18 protein-coding genes are annotated in these 18,345 nt (G+C 68.1%); 7 read left to right on the forward strand and 11 right to left on the reverse strand.

What is annotated here, in order from left to right:
- Positions 1 to 15: 15 nt before the first annotated feature.
- Both IED13_RS19900 and IED13_RS19905 read right to left on the reverse strand, forming a co-directional pair.
- Positions 16 to 810, reverse strand: a complete 795-nt coding sequence (locus tag IED13_RS19900) for a hypothetical protein (protein WP_191125208.1) — start codon at positions 808 to 810, stop codon at positions 16 to 18.
- Positions 807 to 1,013: a hypothetical protein gene (locus IED13_RS19905; protein ID WP_191125209.1), complete on the reverse strand. Its 207-nt coding sequence runs from the start codon at positions 1,011 to 1,013 to the stop codon at positions 807 to 809. Before IED13_RS19905 ends, IED13_RS19900 begins: the two co-directional genes overlap by 4 nt.
- A 163-nt stretch (positions 1,014 to 1,176) precedes the next feature.
- Between IED13_RS19905 and IED13_RS19910 the strand changes: the two genes are divergently transcribed.
- The gene (locus tag IED13_RS19910; RefSeq protein ID WP_191125210.1) at positions 1,177 to 2,316 is read left to right on the forward strand and encodes a DUF2336 domain-containing protein; all 1,140 of its coding nucleotides are present in this window, start codon (positions 1,177 to 1,179) and stop codon (positions 2,314 to 2,316) included.
- Here the strand turns inward: IED13_RS19910 and IED13_RS19915 are convergent.
- Genes IED13_RS19915 through IED13_RS19925 form a run of 3 tightly spaced genes read right to left on the reverse strand, consistent with a single transcriptional unit; the run spans position 2,313 to position 5,100 of the window.
- On the reverse strand, positions 2,313 to 2,648 hold the full coding sequence (locus IED13_RS19915) for a DUF1491 family protein (protein WP_038361105.1): 336 nt from the start codon (positions 2,646 to 2,648) through the stop codon (positions 2,313 to 2,315). The two genes, IED13_RS19910 and IED13_RS19915, sit on opposite strands and share 4 nt — an antisense overlap.
- Positions 2,649 to 2,667: 19 nt before the next feature.
- Entirely contained in the window at positions 2,668 to 3,282 is a 615-nt protein-coding gene (locus IED13_RS19920) for a hypothetical protein (RefSeq protein WP_191125211.1), read from the reverse strand.
- A gap of 15 nt (positions 3,283 to 3,297) precedes the next feature.
- Entirely contained in the window at positions 3,298 to 5,100 is a 1,803-nt protein-coding gene (locus tag IED13_RS19925; RefSeq protein ID WP_191125212.1) for a sensor histidine kinase, read from the reverse strand.
- A gap of 327 nt (positions 5,101 to 5,427) precedes the next feature.
- Between IED13_RS19925 and IED13_RS19930 the strand changes: the two genes are divergently transcribed.
- Both IED13_RS19930 and IED13_RS19935 read left to right on the forward strand, forming a co-directional pair.
- Complete coding sequence (locus IED13_RS19930; RefSeq protein WP_038361101.1) at positions 5,428 to 5,694, forward strand: hypothetical protein; 267 nt, start codon at positions 5,428 to 5,430, stop codon at positions 5,692 to 5,694.
- Between the two features lie 77 nt (positions 5,695 to 5,771).
- Complete coding sequence (locus tag IED13_RS19935) at positions 5,772 to 6,197, forward strand: SufE family protein (RefSeq protein ID WP_191125213.1); 426 nt, start codon at positions 5,772 to 5,774, stop codon at positions 6,195 to 6,197.
- A gap of 6 nt (positions 6,198 to 6,203) precedes the next feature.
- On the opposite strand, the gene IED13_RS19940 is transcribed toward IED13_RS19935, so the two are convergent.
- From IED13_RS19940 to IED13_RS19950, 3 genes are all read right to left on the reverse strand, one after another.
- Entirely contained in the window at positions 6,204 to 7,001 is a 798-nt protein-coding gene (locus IED13_RS19940; RefSeq protein ID WP_191125214.1) for a DUF6456 domain-containing protein, read from the reverse strand.
- Complete coding sequence (locus IED13_RS19945; RefSeq protein WP_081925283.1) at positions 7,001 to 7,366, reverse strand: helix-turn-helix domain-containing protein; 366 nt, start codon at positions 7,364 to 7,366, stop codon at positions 7,001 to 7,003. The genes IED13_RS19940 and IED13_RS19945 overlap by 1 nt, the downstream gene beginning before the upstream one ends.
- 220 nt (positions 7,367 to 7,586) lie before the next feature.
- Complete coding sequence (locus IED13_RS19950; RefSeq protein ID WP_038361095.1) at positions 7,587 to 8,003, reverse strand: Ros/MucR family transcriptional regulator; 417 nt, start codon at positions 8,001 to 8,003, stop codon at positions 7,587 to 7,589.
- A gap of 329 nt (positions 8,004 to 8,332) precedes the next feature.
- Here IED13_RS19950 and IED13_RS19955 point away from each other — a divergent pair, with 329 nt between their 5' ends.
- Positions 8,333 to 10,531, forward strand: a complete 2,199-nt coding sequence (locus IED13_RS19955) for a S9 family peptidase (protein WP_191125215.1) — start codon at positions 8,333 to 8,335, stop codon at positions 10,529 to 10,531.
- A gap of 92 nt (positions 10,532 to 10,623) precedes the next feature.
- On the opposite strand, the gene IED13_RS19960 is transcribed toward IED13_RS19955, so the two are convergent.
- The gene (locus IED13_RS19960) at positions 10,624 to 12,054 is read right to left on the reverse strand and encodes a hypothetical protein (RefSeq protein WP_191125216.1); all 1,431 of its coding nucleotides are present in this window, start codon (positions 12,052 to 12,054) and stop codon (positions 10,624 to 10,626) included.
- Positions 12,055 to 12,290: 236 nt separating this feature from the next.
- Between IED13_RS19960 and IED13_RS19965 the strand changes: the two genes are divergently transcribed.
- Entirely contained in the window at positions 12,291 to 12,893 is a 603-nt protein-coding gene (locus IED13_RS19965) for a superoxide dismutase (RefSeq protein ID WP_112763299.1), read from the forward strand.
- A gap of 73 nt (positions 12,894 to 12,966) precedes the next feature.
- Here IED13_RS19965 and IED13_RS19970 read toward each other — a convergent pair whose 3' ends face one another.
- Entirely contained in the window at positions 12,967 to 14,652 is a 1,686-nt protein-coding gene (locus IED13_RS19970; protein WP_191125217.1) for a methyl-accepting chemotaxis protein, read from the reverse strand.
- A 171-nt stretch (positions 14,653 to 14,823) separates the two neighbouring features.
- Positions 14,824 to 15,657: a ChbG/HpnK family deacetylase gene (locus IED13_RS19975; protein ID WP_191125218.1), complete on the reverse strand. Its 834-nt coding sequence runs from the start codon at positions 15,655 to 15,657 to the stop codon at positions 14,824 to 14,826.
- Between the two features lie 123 nt (positions 15,658 to 15,780).
- Here IED13_RS19975 and IED13_RS19980 point away from each other — a divergent pair, with 123 nt between their 5' ends.
- Together IED13_RS19980 and murJ are read left to right on the forward strand one after the other, a co-directional pair.
- Complete coding sequence (locus IED13_RS19980) at positions 15,781 to 16,812, forward strand: glycosyltransferase family 2 protein (protein ID WP_260368185.1); 1,032 nt, start codon at positions 15,781 to 15,783, stop codon at positions 16,810 to 16,812.
- Between the two features lie 7 nt (positions 16,813 to 16,819).
- Positions 16,820 to 18,343: a murein biosynthesis integral membrane protein MurJ gene (gene murJ / locus IED13_RS19985; protein WP_191125219.1), complete on the forward strand. Its 1,524-nt coding sequence runs from the start codon at positions 16,820 to 16,822 to the stop codon at positions 18,341 to 18,343.
- Positions 18,344 to 18,345 lie beyond the last annotated feature (2 nt).

Here is an 18,345-nt window from a genome sequence, read left to right on the forward strand (position 1 = left end):
TGCGCCGCCCGCCGCTCAGCCCTTGTAGACCACGGGGCGTTTCGTGCCTTCGCCGAAGGCGTCGTTGAGCGGCATCCTGCAGAGCGGGCCGGCCTCGGCCTCCAGCGCCATGATGGCGCGTTCGGCACGGATGGCCTCGCGGGAGGGCATCTCGACCACGAGATTGGCCAGCGCGTAACGATAGCTCCTCAGGCGGAAATCGAGGCGCTCGCAGACCCAGAAGACCAGCCCCTCGTTCTCGACGACGCGCGCCAGGGCCGGGTCCTGCTTCTCGGGTGCGACATCGGGGGAGGATTCGACCGTGCGCATCCGCACCCGGTCCATGCTCACCACCCGCATCGCATTGGCGCGGAACGGGCCGATCAGCAGGCGATCGGCATTCACATCCTCGCTCATGCGGTTGTAGCGCGAACTCTGCGAGGCGAAGGAGGTCGATGTCAGACCGTGAAAATAGTCGGAGACGTCGTTCGACTGCGCCGCGACCGGCAGGATGCGGGTATGGGCGAGGTTCGACACCTCCCCCTGGAAGATGCTGTGCGGGCTGGCGGGCATGACGAAGCGCCAGGCGCGGTCGCGCATCTGCTCCTCGTCATCGGTCAGGCGGAAAGGCGAGGCCGCCTCGCCCCGGACCGCCGCCGCAAGGAAACCCGCCTCGGGCGCCAGGAGCTGCGACCAGACGGTCGGGCGCGGCCGGCCGAGATCCCCGGTCGTCGCGGTGCAGGCCGAGGCCAGCAGCGCGAGCAGCGCGGCGAAAGCCGTCTTGCCGCCGCACGGCCGGCGGCGCGCCGTCGCGTCTGCTGAATCCGTCACGCCGGCTGCCTGGCCTTCCTGCGGCCGACCACTTTGCCCGCCGCCGGGCGGCTGCCGCGCGGCAAGGCCTTGCGTGGGCCGGGCTCGGCAGGGCGCTCGAAGCGCACGCCGGTGAAGAACAGGATTTCGGCGCTCGTCTGCGGGAAGGCGCAGCTCCGCGCCTGCCAGCGCCGCCAGAGCGCGAAGGGGATGACGTCGGCCATGTGCGCCTCCTTGTCCAGCGCCTGCTTACGATCGCGAAAGCCACGGACGACACAGAGGCCGCTCCCCGTGTCACAGCTCTCAAGACCATCAGGCCCGGACATGGTTAACGTGGCCTTAAGCCATCGGGGATAATCTGCGATCCGACATCGGATTTGCTGCCTCATGACCACCTCCCCCGCCAAGGAACTCGCCGATCTCGCTCGCCTCGCGCGCGAAGGCGGGCTCGATCTCAGCCAGGTCTCGCTGCGTGTCAGAGCCGACCTGCTGCTCTCGGCGCCGCGCCCTCCGCAGGACGATCTCGCGGCCTTTTCCGAGATGGCGACGGCCCTAATTCCGAGCATCGACGAGGCGACGGCGCTCATCCTCGCGCGCAAGCTCTCCGGCTGGCGGCACACACCCGCGCCGGTCCTGCTGGCCTTGCGCGAGCGCGGCGGCACGGTCCTCGCCGAGATGCTGCGGCACGGCCTGCCGCTCACCCCCGCCGAGGTCGAAGAGCTGGCGGAGACGGGCGATGACGAGATGCTGTCGGCCCTGAGCGCCCGCCGCGACCTCACCGCCGCCGCGACGCTGATGCTGGTCGAGCGGGATTCCGACGCGCTTGACCTCGCTCTGATCGCCAATACCGAAGCCCCCCTGCCCCGCGCCGCCGCCGACATCCTGATCGCGCGCGCCCGCAGCCGCCCGGCCTATCGATCGGGATTGCTCGGCCGGCCGGACCTCTCGAATCTCGAGCTCGCCCCGCTCTTCCTGCGCGCCGGCGCGGAGCGGCGGCTGACCATCCTCGATTCGCTGGCCGCGCATGAGGCGCTGCATCCCGGCGAGCGGCTCTCGCCGCTTTCGGCCACGATCCTCGCCGACTGGCTCGCGCTTGCCAGCGAGGACCGGAAGCGAGCCTTCGGCGCCATCGCCCGGCATTTCGGCGGCGGCCCGGCGCTCGCCGAGGCCATGGATCGCGACGCGACACGCGAACTCGCGGCGCTGGCCCTGATCGCCAGCGGCACCACCGTCGAGGAGGCGACGCGCTTCCTGATCCGGCTCGGCGACGAGGCCGCGCATTCGGTCGAGCGCATCTTCGCGCTCGTCGCCCTGATGCGTTCGATCAGGCCGGTCATCGCCCGGCGCCTCGTCCAGCAGATCGCCGGGCTCGCGCCACCGGCTCCGCAGCGCCGGGGCCAGCATCAGCCGGCGATGGACCCGAGCGGCACGCCCTCGCGCGCCGGAACGGGCACCGCCCGGCCGGAAGGCCAGCCCGCCATGTCCGAGGTGCTGGGGCGGATCGGCCCGCAGCGGGAGCGCGGCTAGTCGCTCACCAGCTCCAGGCGCGGATCGCCCGCACGGTTCTCGATCTCGACGAGCCAGAGGTCACCGTCGAAGCGCAATTCGCGCGTGACACGATCCTCGACCGTCAACGGATCGGCGTCGAGCAGGAGCTGGAAGCGACGGACACCGTCATCGCTGGCGAGCGTCTGCGGCGCCGGGCCATAGAGCACGGCGGTGCCGTCGAGGCGGTCGAGCTTGACGAAGATGGCACCGGCCTCGGCCGCGCCGCGACGCCGCAGCACGGCGATGAGCCCGTCATGCGCCGCCTGCCGCAGCCAAGCCGAAACCCAGAACTCGCTGGTCAGGCGCGCCATGGGCTGGCGAAGCCGGGCGTCAATTGGAGGCCGTGCGGCGCGGCGCGGCCGCCGAACGCGTGGCGGCGCCGCGGATATCAGCCGGCGGACGCATATCCGCGCCGTTGATCAGATCGGCGATGGGATCGCGCGGAGCGGGAGCCGCAGCAGCGCGCGGCGCGGGGGCTGCCGCCGGGGCGGGAGCCGGGGCCGGCGTGCGCGCGACATTGGTGACGGCCGCAGGCGGCCGGGGCGCGGCCTCACGCACGGCCGGCTGTGCCTGGGACAGGTCGCTGGGGCGCGACGGCGGCAGGGCCGGGCCCAGCAGCGAAGGAATGTCGGTCGGAGGCGCCGCAGCGGGAGCCGGCGCGGGTTCGGCACGCCGGGCTGCGGGACGCGCCTCCTCGACCGGGCGCGGCGCCGACAGGATCGGATGAGGGTGACGCGCCGTCTGGAACATCAGCGCATTGGCGACGATGGCGAGCGAGACGATGCCGAAAACGAGCAGGATCAGAGCACGGCCCGGCCGCCGGCTCGCCGTCCGGATGAGGCGGGCGAACCACGGGGACGATTTCCGGCGCGCCGGCTGCGCGCGCCGGACCGGAGCGGACAAGGAGGCGCCGGGGCGGGCGCGGGCGGCCATGGTTGCGGACATCTGTTCGGCTCGTTCTCAGGCAGTCAGGCGAAGCGGTTCTTTGGTGTCGATGCCACGGCGCGGCGCCCTGGCGAAGGTCACGATCTTGGCCGGCGGCTCGACCGTCTCGGCGCCGCCGACCGGCAGGCGCACCGAAACGCGCGTGCCCACGCCGGGAGCGCTCTCGATGCTCAGCCGCCCGCCATGCAGGCCGACGAGCCCGCGCACCACGGAAAGCCCGAGGCCGGTGCCTTCATGCGAGCGGTCATAGGAGCCCTTGGCCTGGAAGAAGGGATCACCCAATCGCGGCAGATCGGCGGCACAGATGCCGATGCCCGTGTCGGAGACGGAGAGGTCGATCACATCCCCGTCGCGAATAACGGCCAGGGTGACGCGGCCGCCCGCAGGGGTGAACTTGACCGCGTTGGACAGGAGGTTGAGGACGACCTGCTTGAGCGCGCGCCTGTCACCCTCGACCTGCGGCAGCGCAGGGCCCAGAACATGCTCGAGCGCGATGCCACCGGTTTCGGCGCGCAGCGCCATCAGCGCGCAGCAATCCTGCGCCAGCACCCCGAGGTCGAGCGGCTCGCGCTCGATCGACATGGCGCCGCTCTCGATTTTCGAGATGTCGAGCAATGTGTTGACGACATCGAGCAGATGGTTGCCCGAGGCATGGACGATCCGTGCGTATTCGGCGCGCTTGCCGGCATCGAGGCGCCCCGTCTCGTCCATGCTGAGCATCTCGGAGAAACCGATGATGGCGTTGAGCGGCGTGCGCAATTCATGGCTGACCGTCGCCAGGAAGCGGCCCTTGATGTCGTTGGCCTTGAGGGCCTCGGCATGGCCGCGCTCGCGCTCCTCGTCCAGCACCCGGCGCGCGGTGACGTCGCGCATCACACAGACGACGGTCGCGCCCTTGCCGCCTTGGGACCCCGCGACCCGATAAGCCTGCATTTCGAGCCAGCGCGAGACCGGCACCCGCCCCGCCCCGCCATCCTCCCGCGGCACGAACAGGGTGCGGAAGCAGGCGCTGACGCCGGCATCGCCATGGGCGGCGTCGCTCAGCGCCTTGAGGAACAGCGGACGGTCGGCGATGTGGACACGCTCGAACAGGCCGCGGCCCATCAGTTCGCGCGGCTCGGCTCCGGCGAGCTGGCGCGCCGCGGCATTGGCGAAGACGACGGCACCGTCCACGTCATGCCAGGTCACGAGATCGCCGACATGGTCGAGCAGCGCCCGGGCGCGCTCGTCGGAGGCCTTGTATTCGCGCAATTCCGTATCGCGCCGGCGCAGCATGATCGCGGTGACGACGAGCGCCTGCACCAGTGCCCCGATGACGAGAAGCGGCATCGCCTGCTGCGTCCAGGCCGCGGGAGCGGCGAAGGCGCCGAGCTGGTCGGCGACGACCATGGCTAGCAGCGCGGTCACCGCCACCACCCCGGCGCGAAAAACGTATTTCCGGCCGCCGAGGCTGGCGGCCTCCACTGGCAAGATGGCGAGCCCGGCGAGGAGCGGCGAGCGCGCGCCGCCAGTCGCGGCCGCGAGCGTCACGATGAACAGGGACAGCGCAACTGCCGAGACGGCATGAGCGACGTCGAGCCGCCCGCTGCGGGAGAGGATGAAGACGGCCAGGAGCGGCAGCGCCGCCGCCACGACGATCGCGGCCTCGAAGGTGCCGAGCGTTCCGCGCCAGGCGAGATAGGCAGGCGCAAGACCAAGGGCACCGGCGCCGACGAGCAGCCGCGACAGGATGAAGCGCTCGTGGCGCCCCCTCTCGCAGGTGTCCGACCGCGCCGATGCATGCACCAGTGCTGCCGCCTGTGTCCTGAGTGCTGCCATCACCATCCGAAACGCAACGCCTAACTCGTGCGGACCGACATGCCCGCTTGCCGCTATCTCGCCATGGCGGGTTTAAGCGGGGCTTAAGGCGATCGCCCGACAAGACGCCCCACAGGCGGCCAATTTCAAGTTTATGTAAATTCGGCAGATAGTTACGCTTGTTTCGGCGGCTTTCTCATGCGGCATGAAGGTTCAAAGCAGGGTGAACGGAACCTGAAGATCGCCATCCGCATTCGACTCGCATTTGAGCGTTTGGAATGACGCGATTTTTCCGGATCCCCGGCTAGGGTCAGCGTCGCGGTCGCAAGAACCGCAACGGAGATCGAGATGGCTTACTTCCTGCGCAAGGTCGCGATCATCGGCCTGATCGCGATCAACTCCCCGGTCCATGGCGGCAAGCCGGCCGAGGTGGAGCTGCCCCAGGCCGTGCGGCAGGTCGTGAGCGCGGTCCAGGCCGAGCCGCGCGTGGCGGCCGGCAGCCTCACCGCGGCCCGCGAGGCGGCCCAGATCCTGGCGGGACTCGATCCGGAGACGCGTGGGCGTATCATCAACGCCGCGGCATCGGCTGCAACCGGCCGCTCCGCCCCGCGTTGAATGCTTGACGAAAGCCCGCAAGGCGCGGGAAGAGAGCGCGCCGGCTCCGGATGGATCGGAGGTCGGCAAGGCAGGACATGACCACCACTCTCGACGAGATCGTCGCCAATTTCGAGCTGCTCGACGAATGGGACGACCGCTACCGCTACCTGATCGAGCTCGGCAAGAGCCTCGAGCCGCTGCCCGAGGGCGCGCATAACGACACCAACAAGGTGCGCGGCTGCGCCAGCCAGGTCTGGCTCGACCTGCATCGCGAAGGCGGGCCCGGCCCGCAGACGCGCCTGTTCTTCCGCGGCGACAGCGACGCCCATATCGTGCGCGGTCTCGTCGCGCTGGCGCTCGCCATCTTCTCGGGCCGGAAGGCGGAGGAGATCCTCGCGACCGACGCCTTCGCGATCTACGAGAAGCTTGGCCTCGCCGCGCATCTCACGCCGCAGCGCTCAAACGGCGTGCGCGCCATGATCGAGCGCATCAAGAGCGACGCCCGCACCACGGCAATGTGAAACGCCTCAGCGCCCGGCCGCGGGCGGGATGCCCGGCCGGGCATCCGGCGCCTGCCAGGCGGTAAGACCGGACGGCTTGCCGCCGCGATCCATGCCGTAATGCGAGGCCAGCGTCGCAAGCGCGACGCGCAGCACGACCTTGGCCGAGCGTGCCGGCCAGTGCCGTTCGCGCTCGACCAGATCGAGCCCCTTCAGGAAGCCGCAGACGTCGATGGCGAGGCCGGACAGCGCCGGCCCCAGCCGCTCGCAGGCATGCCGGACGCGCTGGCGGGCCGCGATGGCCACATCGGACGCGCCGGCGGGATCGCGCGGGCCGGGGCTACGTTCATCCGGGGTCAGCGCCGCATCCCAGTTCATGGTCGTGCGCGGCAGCATCTGCGCGCGCGTGAAGTCGGCCCGGAAGCGCTCGCCGGCGGCGAATTCCTCGTCGCTGATCTGCGGCTTGCCGTCCTTGCCGAGCCGCCGCCTCAGCCAGAGCAAGGGGCTTTCGCACTCATCGATCCGGACCGCCGGCGCCTGCGGCGCATCGAATGGCGGGGCGACCGGAACGCCTTGCCCGGAAGACGCCTCCTTCAGCGTAAGGCGGGCGCCCCTGCCCTCGCCCGCCCAGGCGATCAGCCCCTCGGCCATGAGCGCCGCCGCCGCTTCCGCCGCGACATAGCCTGCGCCAAGGCTCGCGCCGTTCCGCTCGCGATAGAGCGCGATCCGGCCGCAGCCGAGCGGGGAGACGATGCCATAGGCATTCGGCTCGCGCAGATGGCGCAGGAGCCGCTCGCGATCACGCCGGTCGATCTCGTTCGTCATCACAGAATCTCCCTCGGATGGGCCGACAGGCTGGCACTGGCGGCAAGGAGGGCCGCTTCGAGTGCGTTCAGGCCGAATTCCGTCCCCGGATCGTCGCGGCTGTCCTCCACCAAGGCGCAGGCATGGCGCACGGTGGTGCGGTCCCGCCCGAAACAGGCGCCGACGCGGGTGAGGCTCAGCCCGAAGGCGACATGGGCCAGATACATCGCCCGCTGGCGCGCCCGGGCAACCGGCCGCCGGCCGCGATTGAAGGCCCTGAGCTTCCCGGGAGCGATCTTCGCCGCAGCCGCGACGGTGGCCTCGGCCAGTCTGGCGCCGGCAGCCTCCTGCAAGATCATGTCAGGGCCGGCCTTGATATTGTTCATGCTATGTTCCCATTCTGCGATTGCGCGAGTGATGGCGCGAGATCCGGGGAATAGGATTATATTCTTATATCCGCCTTGGCAAGCCTGCGCGCTCGGTTATCCCCGCGAACGGCGGCAAGAAGCGACCAGCAAGAAACGACCGGCACGAAACGATCGGCATGAAAAAAGCCGCCGGAAATCCGGCGGCTTCTGTCGATGAAATTCTGCTTCGTCCCGCGTCTCAGCGACGCTTGCGACGCTGCTGGCCCAGGCCCATCTTCTTCGCGAGCTGCGAGCGAGCCTCGGCGTAGTTCGGAGCGACCATCGGGTAGTCGGGCGGCAGGCCCCACTTCTCGCGATACTGCTCCGGCGACATGTTGTACTGCGTGCGCAGATGGCGCTTCAGCGACTTGAATTTCTTGCCGTCCTCGAGGCAGACTAGGAAATCGGCAGTAATCGACTTCTTGACCGGGATCGCCGGCTTCGGCGCCTCGACCGGAAGCACCGGAGCCACACCGCCGATGACGCGGCTGAGCGCCGAATGGACTTCGCTGATCAGCGCCGGCAAGTCGGACGCAGGAACTGAATTGTTGGAGACATAGGCAGAAACGATGTCTGCCGTCAGTTCGATGAAGTCCGCTCCCTCGTGATCGGCCATAGCTATGTCGCTCCTTATCGTTCTTAACGTGGACTTTGGCGATCGCCCGTCTTTGAAAGCCCCACCTGGTGGCCATCCTTGCCAATAGTGGCGGGCACTACCGGAAACAGAATCATCGACCCGATCGATCGAGATCAGCCTGTAATGGATACTGGCTATTCACGCAAGAGAACAATTCAATCGAACAGGAATATCTTGATCCAATATTCGGCAGCGCAAATGACTGCGATTTCCAATGCACGCAAAGGTATACCTACCGACAAGAAGTGCGTCTTGTCACCGTAGCAGCGGGGCTCTACCTCTCGGGCGCCCGTCATGGAGAACCGCTCATGCGTCCTGCCCCCGGCCTTCGAGATCAGAGCGGCGTATCGCGCCGATCCCGCCGCCTGCCGGCGCCGCCCAAAGCGGAGATCAGGACGAAGGAAAGCACCGTCCACGGCGTGCTGTTGCGCGATGATTACGACTGGCTGCGAGCCCCGAACTGGAAGGACGTACTGCGCAATCCCGAAGCGCTGCCCGCCGATATCCGCGACTATCTCGAAGCAGAGAATGTCTATTGCAAGGCATTGATGGCCTCGACCCGCGACCTGCAGCGCGAACTCGTCAAGGAAATGCGCGGCCGGATCAAGGAAGACGATTCCAGCGTTCCGCAGCGGGACGGCGCCTGGCTCTACTATTCACGCTATCGCAAGGGAGCCGAGCATCCATTGATCTGCCGCCGCCCGCGGGAAGGTCACGGCAAGGACAAGGGCAAAGACAAAGGCAAGAGCCGCGAGCAGATCATGCTCGACGCCGATGCCCTGGCCGAAGGCAAGGACTTCTTCGACCTCGGCGACGCCGTCCATAGTCCCGACCATCGGCTGCTTGCCTGGAGCGCGGACGAGGCCGGCTCGGAACTGCATGGAATCCGCGTCCGCGATCTCGAAACGGGTGAGGATCTGGCCGACCAGGTCAACGACGCCACGGGCGACATCGTCTGGGCGAGCGATTCCCGTTCGTTCTTCTATGTCGCCGTTGATGCCGATCACCGCCCGTCGCGGGTGCTGCGGCATCGTCTGGGCACGGCGGCCGAGACGGATGAGCTGCTGCATGACGAGAGCGATGCGGGCATGTTCGTCGACATCGACAAGACCCAGTCCGGCCGCTTCCTGCTGATCTCGATCAGCGATCACGAAACCTCGGAGATCCGTTTGCTCGATCTGGCTTCACCCGAAGCGAAGCTCAGCCTTGTCGCCGCGCGCCTGCCCGGCCGGCAATACAGCGTCGAGCACCATGGCGACGACTTCGTGATCCTGACCAATGCCGAGGGGGCGGAAGACTTCAAGATCGTGACGGCCCCGCTCGCCAACCCCGATCCGGCAGGGTGGCGCGATCTCGTTCCCCATCGGCAGGGCCGGCTCATCCTCGACCATGTCTGCCTCGAGGGCAGGCTGATCCGGCTGGAGCGCGAGGAAGGGCTGCCGCGCATCGTGATCCGCGACTTCGCCGATGGTGCCGAGAGCAGCATCGCCTTCGACGAGGAGGCCTATGGGCTCGGCATGGATGCCGGCTACGAGTTCGACACGAATACGCTGCGTTTCATCTATGCCTCGATGGCGCGGCCTGCCGAAACCTATGACTACGATCTCGCAACCGGCGAGCGGACCCTGCTGAAGCGGCAGGAGGTGCCCTCGGGCCACAACCCGGCCGACTACAAGGTGCGGCGCATCTTCGCGACGGCCGAGGGTGGCGAGCGGGTGCCGATCTCGATCCTGCACCGTGCCGATCTGAAGCTCGACGGCAATGCGCCCTGCCTGCTCTACGGCTACGGCTCCTACGGCTCGGCGATGTCCGCCTCGTTCCGGACGCGGCCGCTCAGCCTGGTCGATCGCGGCTTCGTCTATGCCATCGCCCATGTCCGCGGCGGCACGGACAAGGGCTGGCGCTGGTATCTCGACGGCAAGCGCGAGAAGAAGCGCAATACGTTCACCGACTTCATCGCCGCGGGGGAAGCGCTGGCGGAGGCCGGCTTCACCCGTCGCGGGCGCATCGTCGCCGAGGGCGGCAGCGCCGGCGGCATGCTGATGGGCGCAGTCGCCAACATGGCGCCGGCGCTTTTCGCCGGCATCGTCGCGGAGGTGCCCTTCGTCGATGTGCTCAACACCATCCTCGACGACAGCCTGCCGCTGACGCCGCCGGAATGGCCGGAATGGGGCGATCCGATCCGGGACGTCAAAGCCTTCGAGACGATCCGCAGCTACTCGCCCTATGACAACGTCAGCGCGCAGGACTATCCGCCGATCCTGGCGATGGGCGGCCTCACCGATCCCCGCGTGACCTATTGGGAGCCGGCGAAATGGGTGGCGCGGCTGCGCGCGACCATGACCGGCGGCGGGCCGATCCTGCTCCACACCAATATGGAGGCGGGGCATGGCGGCGCGGCCGGGCGCTTCGATTCGCTGAAGGAAACGGCGCTGGCCTATGCCTTCGCCATCAAGGCCGTCGGCGAAGGCTGGCCCGAGAACCTCCCGCGTCATGCTCGGGCTTGACCCGGGCATCTCGCGCTCGATGAGGCGAAGGAGCCGCCATGTCATGAGATTCTCGGGTCAAGCCCGAGAATGGCGGCGGCGCTCGCGGATGCTCAAACGCCGAGCCGGCTCTTCTCGCTGGCGAGGTAGACCTTGAGTTCGTCCATCGAGGCGAAGCTGTATTCACCGTCGGGCGTGCGCGCGCGGATCGAACCGTCGGCATAGATGGTGAAGTGGGCTTCGCCGACCTGATAGGCGCCGACGACACCCTCTTCGGAGGCGGCAGGTTCGGGCGCTGCCGGCTCGGACGAGACAGCGGGAGAGCTTTCGCCCGCAGGCACCTCTTCATCGGCCGGCTTCGATGGCGCTTCCGCGATCTCTTCGGAGGGCACAGGCGCTTCCGGAGCCGCATCCATCCCGACGGGCTCGGGAGAAAGCTTCGCCGGCTGCTCGGCTTCATTCGCAGGCGACACACCGAAAGCATGGGGCCCGGTACGCGGCGGCCAGATCGGCGCGACCGGCATGGGCTTTTGAGTCTCTTCAACCTCGGCCGAAGGCTGCTCCGTGTCGAAACGGGGCTCCTGGCGCTTGGCGCCGGGCTTCATCCAGGTTTCGGCTTCCGCGAAGGGATCGTCCAGCGCGAAGGACGGCTCGACACGCCCGGCCGGCCGGCGCAGGTCGCCGAGTTCGGTGGTCAGGCTTTCCCGCAGCATCGCGAACTCGTCACGCGCGGTGTCTTCCTCATCGGCGGGAGCCTGATCCGTGACGGCGGCGACGGGATGCTCGGGCGGAAGCTCGTCGATCTCCGCCTTCTCAACCGCCGCCTCGGCCTGTTCGTCACTGTGCGCCAGGGCCTCGTCCTCGCTCAGCGGCTGGATATGGGCCGCAACGATCTCAGCCGGCTCGTGGCTCTCATCCTCGACGGCGATCGGATGCTCCGCCTCGCTCGGCTCGATATCCGCCGCAGCCTTCGCGAACATGTCCGGCACGGAATCATCGCGCTCCGGCGCCGGCACCTCATCCTGCTCTTCCTCTTCCTCTTTCGGCGCGGCAGCAAGATGGTCGGCGACCAGCGTGCCGAACAGGTCCCGCTCCACCGCGCCGGAGGACGATGGGCTGGCTTCCGACGTCTCCGCGACGACGGCGGCCGCGGCGGCCGCGGCACCCGCACCCAGCACGGCGGGCACGATCGGAGACGAGGCGGGCGGCGCATTCGCCGGCGCCATGGGCAAGACGGCCGGAAAAGCGGCCTCCGCAGGAGCCGCAACGGAGACGCGCGCCTCGGCGGCTTCCGCCAGCTCCGCCCTGATCGCCTTGAGCTGTTTCAGGACCCAGGCCAACGCCAGCAGGATGAGGCCTGCCGTCATGGCGATCGAGCCGATGATGACCTGAGTGAAGCCCCGCTCCAGCACCAGATAGGGCCAGCCATCATAGACGGCATAGGCACCGCCGCCGAAGAGCCCGAGGCCGAGGAGAGTAAAAATCGCGATCAATTCGGCTTCCTTGACGCTGGGCCTGCCCGGCTCGTGGACGGGCGGGAACATGCCAATATCTAACGTATTGAATAAGAGAGAGTTTCCAATCGACCTGGCTTAAGGAGAGGAATCTGGCCCCATTGTGGCCGCCTGTCGAGAGGACATGGGTTTTTCGCAGGTTTGGCGGTTGTCGAGCCGCGCGCGGCGGCTTAACTAACGCGTGGAGCGGCAGGGTTGTCATGGCCCCGCCTCCGAATGGCAAGCCATTCTGATTCAAGCGATTTCACAGCCCAAGGAGAGGCCCAATGACCTTTACCCTTCCCGATCTCCCCTATGCACATGACGCACTTCAGCCCTTCATGTCGAAGGAGACGCTGGAGTACCACCACGACAAGCACCACCTCGCCTATGTCAACAACGGCAACAACGCGATCAAGGGTACGGAATTCGAGGGCAAGTCGCTCGAGGAGATCGTCAAGGGCTCCTACGGCAAGAATGCCGCGGTCTTCAACAATGCCGGCCAGCACTACAACCACCTCCATTTCTGGAAGTGGATGAAGCCGAATGGCGGCGGCAAGATCCCGGGCGCGCTGGAGAAGGCGATCGTCGACTCCTTCGGCTCGGTCGACAAGTTCAAGGAAGACTTCATCGCCGCCGGCATCGGCCAGTTCGGCTCGGGCTGGGCCTGGCTCGAGGTCAAGGGCGGCAAGCTCGCCATCAGCAAGACCCCGAACGGCGAGAACCCGCTGGTCCATGGCGGCACGCCGATCCTCGGCGTCGACGTGTGGGAGCACTCCTACTACATCGATTACCGCAACCGGCGCCCCGACTATCTCAAGGCCTTCCTCGAAAGCCTAGTGAACTGGGAATACGTCGCCGAGCTCCATGGCGCAGCCGCCAAGGGCTGATCCCGGCGATCAGCAACCGGAAAAGCAAACGGGGCCTCGCGGCCCCGTTTTTGTTTGCCGCTCCGCGACGGCTTCAGGCGGCGACGTTGCGCAGGAACTGGTCCACGGTCGAATCGAGCCTCTGGGCCTGCGTCGCCACCTCGCCGGCCGCGCCGCGGACCTGCTCGGCCGAACGGCCGGTCTCCTCGACGCTGTCGGCGAGCACGCTCAGGTCGCTCGAGACGGACAGGGCCGAGGAGCTCGCCATGGCGACGCCGCTGGCGATCTCGCCGGTCGCGAGCGCCTGCTGCTCGATCGAGGCCGCGACCGAGTTGGCGAAGGTTTCGATGGCATTCATCCGCTCAGCGATGTTCTGTATCGCGCCGACGACCTGCCCTGTCGCTCCCTGAATCGCGGCGACCTGGGAGACGATGCGGTCGGTTGCATCGGCGGTCTGGGCCGCGAGCGACTTGACCTCGGAGGCCACCACCGCGAAGCCGCGCCCGGCCTCGCCGGCCCGCGCCGCCTCGATGGTCGCATTGAGCGCGAGCAGGTTGGTCTGCGCGGCGATGTCGCGAATGAGATTGACCACTTCGCCAATGGCGCGCGCCGTCTCGTCCAGCGCCTCGACCGAGCCGGCGGTGTTGCGCGAGGCCGAGGCCGCCTCGACGATCTCGGTGCGGACGCGCCGAACCTGGAACTCGACTTCGCGGATCGCGGCGCCCATTTCCTCGGCCGCCTGCGCCGCGCTCTCGACGTTTCCAGAGGCACCATGCGCGTTGTCGGCAGCGCGCGCAGCACGCTCGGAGGATTCGGCGGCGACGCGCGCCAGCCCGTCGGAGGCCTCCTGCATGCGATCGGCGTTGCTCTTGAAGGCTTCGAGCGCGAGGCCGACCTCGCTGCGGAACATCGCGATCGCGCCGTCGACGTTCTGCTGCCGGGCCCTTCGCTCGGTCTCGGAGAGAGTCTGCTTCTCTTCCAGCGCCGCGCGCTCGGCCAGCCTGATCTTCAGCACGCCGAGCGCGCGCGCGATCGCGCCGATCTCGTCGCTGCGTTCCTGCGCGTCGATCGGCGTGTCGAGATCGCCGTCGGAGATGCTGACGATGGCATTCGTCATGCCCCGCAGCGGGCGCATCGTGCGCGACAGCGAGAACCAGAGCAGCGGCCCGAGCACGATCAGGACGGCGAGCCCCAGGCCGATGATGACGAACTGCTCCCAGGTCGCGCGTGCGACCAGCCTGGTCTTGTCGAAGCGCACCGCGACATAGCCGATCTGCCTGTCGACCACGCGCACGGGCTGGATCTTGGTGACGCTGACATCGTCCTCGATCTCGACCGAAGGAACCGACAGAAGCTTGCGCCAGGGCTCCTCTCCGACCGCGCTGGTCAGCCAGCGCGGCGTCAGGGACAGGCGCGCCTCCTCGGTCCGTCCGGCGGAAGCGAGCGAGACCAGATCGTCGGCGACGATGGCGGCATCGAAATCGGGGTCGCGCCGCAGCGATTCGAGGATGTAGCCCAGGGTGAGGTTGTCGCGCGACAGGATCAGCGACGGCGCCGCATTGGCGACCATCATCGTCAGCGCGGTCGCCTTCTGGTCGAGATCGGAGCGGGTGCGGCTGTCATTGTAGCGCGCCACGGCCATGACCACGAAGATGATCGCCACGGCCACGATGACCACGGCCGCGAGCGCGATCTGCCGGCTCAGCGAGCCGAAGCCCTTCATCCCACCCTGCGCCTGCGTTTCCTCAGCCGCCTCGGCCGCCCGCGTCAACCCCGTCATCGAGCGACTGCCCTTTAAAACCCGGCGCGATCCATCGACGGACGGCGCCCCCATCCACCGCGAGGACACTGACCTAAGCCGGTAAACAAATCGCTTGCGGCGACGGCCGGCAGCCGGCCCTAGAGCATCGGCTTTTCCCGAAAACCGCGGTCCAGTTTTCGGGCCGATGCTCTAAGCGGCAAGCTCCCGGAAACGCCGCATGGGCATGTCCGCCGGCGGCCGGAAGGCGGCGAGCGCCGCATGCTCGACCGGCCGCGGCGCCACGACGGGGTCGAGCCGCGCCAACTCGTCATCGACGAAGCCGGGATGGCACATCACCAGATGCGCAGGCCCCGGCGCGATCAGGAAGCGGCGCAGATCGGCCATGAAATCGCGCGCCGGATCGAAAGGCGCGACGCCCGAGAAGCCACGATTGACGCGAAGCTCCCGGCGCAGCGCGGCCGCGCGGAAGCCAGTCGCGAGCCCGGCGATCACCAGCGCCTTGCCCACCGCGACGCCACGCTCGCGAATCGCCGAAATCCTGTCGGCCGGATCGCGCACATAGATCGACCCCGCCGGATAGCGCCGCGCCAGCGCATCGAGCACCGCGCGCCGCACGCCGGGCAGGACATGGACATGCTGATGCCCGTCGACGAAATCAGGCGGGCACCCCATCGCATCCTCGAAGGCATCGAGCTGGCGCCCGAACTCGGCCGCGATCTCGCGCCGGGCGACCGGCGATACGGCGGCGGCCTGCGCCACCACGCCCAGCGCCTGGAATTCTCCGCCCGGCGCCAGCCGCGGCATCGAGCCGAGCGGGGCGGCGCAAGTCAGGTTGAAATGCAGGCCGAGATCGGCGGCTTCCGCAAAAGCGCCGAGTTCCGGCGCCAATCTGCGCCAGTGTGGCCGGTTGGTCATCGCGCCGGTGGCGGAAAGCCTGCCACGGCCGAGGAGATCCAGGATCGAACGGCTGACGCCTTCGGTGAGGGCGAAATCATCGGCGCAGAGAACAAAGCCGTTCGCCATCGCTGCTGGTGTTCCTCCTTCGGCCGCAAGACGCCGTCGGATGCGGGCTTGTCGGCCGGCAAGCTTTACGGTTCTGTGCGTCGCGCGTCACCCCGTCGACAGACGCGTCATGAAAGGTCGTTCGTGTCGGACATCGCGTCCCCGCCGCTTCAGCGCACGCCCCGGGTCTCCCGCTGGCCGGAGCTTTCCATCGTCGTGCCCGTCCACAACGAGGCCGACAATCTGCGCCCGCTCGTCGAGCGGCTGCGGGCCGTGCTGACGGAGGCGGTCGCCTCCTGGGAAATCGTCTTCGTCGACGACGGCAGCCAGGACGCGACATTGGCGACCATCCGCGAGCTCTACTCTACCGATCCGCGGATCAACGCCGTCTCCTTCAGCCGCAATTTCGGCAAGGAGATCGCCATCGCCGCCGGGCTCGACCATGCCTATGGCGATGCGGTCGTCATCATGGACGCCGATCTGCAGCACCCGCCCGAGGTCATTCCCGCCTTTCTGGAGAAGTGGCGCGAGGGCTATCTCAACGTCTATGGCCAGCGCGTCGACCGCGAGAGCGAGACCCGGCTGAAGCGCAATTTCGCCAAGGCCTTCTACCGCATCTTCTCGCAGTTCGGCGAAACCGACCTGCCGGAAGGCGCCGGCGATTTCCGCCTGCTCGACCGCAAGGCGGTCGATGCGCTGCGGGCGCTGCCGGAACGGGCACGCTTCTCCAAGGGGCTCTATGCCTGGGTCGGCTTCCGCTCCATCGGCGTGCCTTTCCAGGTCGCCGAGCGCGAGCACGGGCAATCGAAGTTCCGCTATCGCAAGCTGTTCTCCTTCGCCTTCGACGGGCTCTCCTCCTTCTCGACCGTGCCGCTCAAGATCGCGACCTGGTCGGGCGCCATCATCGCCTGCATCGCGACGCTGTCGGCGCTCTATTTCATGCTGCGCACGCTGATCTACGGCACGGACCTTCCCGGCTTCCCGTCGCTGATCGTCTCGATCATGTTCTTCTCGGGCATCCAGCTCGTCTCGCTCGGCATGATCGGCGAATATGTCGGCCGCATCTTCGCCGAGGTGAAGCGCCGGCCGCTCTACCTCATCGGCGAGCGCGTCGGTTTCGAGGCGCGCACCGTCGACCACCCGCGCGGCGACGCCCTGCCGCCGCTGATCCGCTAGGATTTTCATGCTCCGGAACATCCTGTCGGTCGGCGGCTATACGCTGATCTCGCGCCTGACCGGCTTCGCGCGCGACATCATGCTCGCGGCCGTGCTCGGTGCCGGCGCCACCATGGACGCCTTCTCGGTGGCGCTGCGCCTGCCGAATCATTTCCGCGCCATCTTCGGCGAGGGCGCCTTCAACCAGGCCTATGTGCCGGCCTATGCTCATGTCGCGGAGAAGCAGGGGCAGCAGGCGGCGAATCTCTTCGCCGACCGGCTCTTCACCGTGCTGTTCCTGATCCAGGTTGTGCTGCTCGCGTTGGCCCTGCCGCTTATGCCCTGGCTGGTGACGCTGCTGGCGCCCGGCTTCAAGCAAGATCCGGCCACCTTCGCGCTCGCCGTCGCGCTGACGCGGATCACCTTCCCCTATCTGCTCTTCGTGACCATGGTCACCTTCCTCGGCGCGACGCTGAACGCGGTCGACCGCTTCTCGGCCTTCGCAGCCGCGCCGATCCTGCTCAATATCGGCGTGATGGCGGCACTCGCCGTGCCCTTCCTGTTTCCGGGCGCGGCCTATGCCGCCGCCTGGGGCGTCGCGATCTCCGGGCTGGCGCAATGGGTGCTGCTCTATGTGGCGGCCAAGCGCGCGGGCGTCTCCAGCAAGCTGGTCAGGCCGCATATGGATCTCGGCGTCCGGCGCTTTCTGAAGGCCTTCGGGCCGGCGGTGATCGGCTCGGCCGGCGTGCAGATCGCGATCTTCGCCGACACGATCATCGCCTCCTTGCTGCCGCGCGGCGCCTATTCGGCCCTTTACTATGCCGAGCGGCTCTACCAGCTCCCGCTCGGGCTGATCGCCATCGCGGTCGGCACGGTCGCATTGTCGGCGATGAGCCGGCAGGTCGCGCGCGGGGACGAGGCCGGCGCCAACCGCTCGCAGAACCGCGCCGTCGCGATCTCGCTCCTCGCCAGCGCTCCTTTCGTCGCCGCCTTCATCGCGATTCCGGACCTGATCGTGGCGGGGCTGTTCCAGCGCGGCGCCTTCGATGCCGAAGCGAGCCGGGCGGCCGGCACCGTGCTCTTCGCCTATTCCCTCGGCCTGCCGGCGATCGTGATGATCCGCACCCAGGTCTCGGCCTTCCAGGCGCGCGGCGACACCAGGACGCCGATGCTGGTCGCGCTCGCGGCCATCGCCTGCAATCTCACGCTCAAGCTGTTCCTGTGGCGCGACTGGGGCGCTCCGGGCCTCGCCCTCGCCACCGCCGCCGGCGCCTGGGTCAATCTGCTGACGCTGTTCGTGCTGGCGCGGCGGCGCGGCTGGACCGCGCCGGACCGGCGCCTGCCGGGCTTTGTCGCGATCGTCGGCGTGGCCACCATCGCCGCCGGCCTTCTGGCCTGGTGGTTCGCCTCTCCGGCCCAGGCATGGACAGCGTCCCTGCCGCAGCCGCTGCTGATGGCGGTGCTGCTGCTGTCCACAGCCGCGGGCCTGCTCTATGTCGCCATCGCCGGCATCGGGCTGAAGATGACGGGGCTGCTCAGGCTGCTGCGCTGAAT

The sequence above is a fragment of the Allobosea spartocytisi genome (assembly GCF_014764685.1).
Taxonomy (GTDB): Bacteria; Pseudomonadota; Alphaproteobacteria; order Rhizobiales; family Beijerinckiaceae; genus Allobosea; species Allobosea spartocytisi.